The sequence below is a fragment of the Polaribacter sp. genome, from assembly GCF_965656025.1.
Classification (GTDB): Bacteria; Bacteroidota; Bacteroidia; order Flavobacteriales; family Flavobacteriaceae; genus Polaribacter.
In genome coordinates, this window is sequence record NZ_CBFHJT010000130.1 from 1 (window position 1) to 2,210 (window position 2,210).

Here is a 2,210-nt window from a genome sequence, read left to right on the forward strand (position 1 = left end):
TTTCTGTGTAACTTTTAAATCCTTTTATTAGTAAAAAAAGAGATAAAATTAATAGGATTAATAATGAGACCATAAAAAATGGGCCTCCTTCGTTGATTAAATTCATAATATATTTTTTAAGTTCTTTACAAACATATTTTTAAAATTGATTGAATAACTATTTTTACGACGAATGAACAAATAGTTGCTTGATTTAACAAGTATAAAACTTGTAAGGGTTCAACTTGTAAATTTAGTATAATTGCTAACTAAATTTGTATTTCATCTCTTTTTACGGTTAAAATCTATGGATATTTCTTATTTTTCGCTGTGCAAAAAATACTTTTTTCAAATATTAAAAACAGCATACTACACTTATTTTTTTGGTTTTTAGTATGGTTCTTCTTTTATCTTTTTTTTAGATCGGGTACTTCAAATACTAATTTTTTAAGCTGGTTTACATCCTTATTAAGTGTTGTTTCTATTGTAGCTTCGTATGTTTTTATTTATGATTTATTGCCAAATTATTTACTGAAAAATAAATTTAAAAAATTTACGCTTTACACGCTTTATACTGCAGTTTTTGTAACAACAGCTGTTTTGGCTATAGTAGCTTTTGGTTTTGTGTTTTTCTTTAATTTAGAATATCAACAAATGCCAATGCTTACTAAAAGTCCATCTATAATTTTAGTGAGTGTTTTGCTAATTATTGTTTTAGCAAGTGGTTTTAAAATATTAAAACACAGTTACCTATCTTCAGAAGAAAAAAAAGCACTTAAAAATAAATTTTTGCTAACACAATTGCAATTAAAAGAGCAGGAGTTACGGTTTTTGAAAATGCAAATTCAACCGCATTTTTTATTTAACACCTTAAATACAATTTATGGTTTAGCAATACAGAAGAAAGAAAATGCACCAGAAATGATTTTAAAATTATCTAATTTATTAGACTATATTTTATATCAAGTAGAAAAGCCAAAAGTATTTTTAGAGCATGAAATTCTTCATTTAGAAGATTATATAGCTTTAGAAAAAATGCGTTTTCATGATACTTTACAAGTGAATTTCACTAAAATTATAGAAAATGATAAGATTCAAATTTCACCCATGTTATTAATTCCTTTTGTAGAAAACAGTTTTAAACATGGTGTTTTGATGGATGATTTATTAAAAATTAGAATAAATTTACAAGTAACAATTACAAAATTATTTTTTACCGTAGAAAATAGCTTTAACAAAGAAAAAACAAACTTACAAGGTGGAATTGGTTTAAAAAACATAAAAAAAAGATTACAAATGCTCTATCCACAAAAACATCATTTAGAAATTACAGAAAAAGAAAATATCTTTAAAATTCAACTAGAAATTTTACTTTAAAAATGAATTTGATTAAATGTCTTATTGTTGACGATGAACCCATAGCTAGAGAAATTTTAGAAAGTTTTATCGCCAAAATACCAAACTTAGTATTGATACAATCTTGTAAAAACGCCATAGAGGTTATGCAAGTTTTACATCAAGAAAAAATAGATTTGGTTTTTTTAGACATAAATATGCCAGAAATATCTGGTTTGTCTTTGGCAAATTCTATCAATAAAAAAACAAAGATAATTTTTACAACTGCTCATAGAGAATATGCTTTAGAAGGTTTTGAATTGCAGGCAATAGATTATTTACTAAAACCCATTTCTTTTGAACGTTTTTTTAAAGCGATACATAAATCTTTCGATATTTTAAAACAAGAACCCATTATAAAACAATTAGATGTTTATGATAAACAAAGCGATTTTATATTTGTAAGAGCAGATAGAAAAATGGTTAAAGTTATTTTTAATGATATTTTATATGTAGAAAGTTTGTCTGATTATATTAAGATTCACCTAAAAAATAAAATAATTGTTACTAGAGAAACTATTAGTAATGTAGAAAACAAGTTACCAAATACATTTTTTTTAAGAATCCATCGCTCTTTTATAGTTAACTTAAACGCTGTAGATTCTTATACCAATGAATTTGTAGAAATTAATAAAAAAGCTATTTCAATTAGTAGAACATACAAAGAAAAAGCACTCAAAAAGCTTGAAGAAAATTCATAGAAATAGTTTTATCTTTGGCACAAATTATACAATTTGAGCACACAACAATTTATTCCAGAATCTACTTCCAAAAAAATAGAAAAAGCTACGTTTACCTGGCAAACACCTAGCAATATTGCATTGGTAAAATATTGG

2 protein-coding genes are annotated in these 2,210 nt (G+C 24.8%); both read left to right on the forward strand.

Going from position 1 to position 2,210, the window contains the following annotated elements:
- Nucleotides 1-579 precede the first annotated feature (579 nt).
- The gene (locus ACTG3S_RS14285; protein WP_439130004.1) at nucleotides 580-1,356 is read left to right on the forward strand and encodes a sensor histidine kinase; all 777 of its coding nucleotides are present in this window, start codon (nucleotides 580-582) and stop codon (nucleotides 1,354-1,356) included.
- 2 nt (nucleotides 1,357-1,358) lie between these two features.
- A complete protein-coding gene (locus ACTG3S_RS14290) occupies nucleotides 1,359-2,075 on the forward strand; it encodes a LytR/AlgR family response regulator transcription factor (protein ID WP_439130005.1) in 717 nt (238 codons plus the stop codon).
- Nucleotides 2,076-2,210 lie beyond the last annotated feature (135 nt).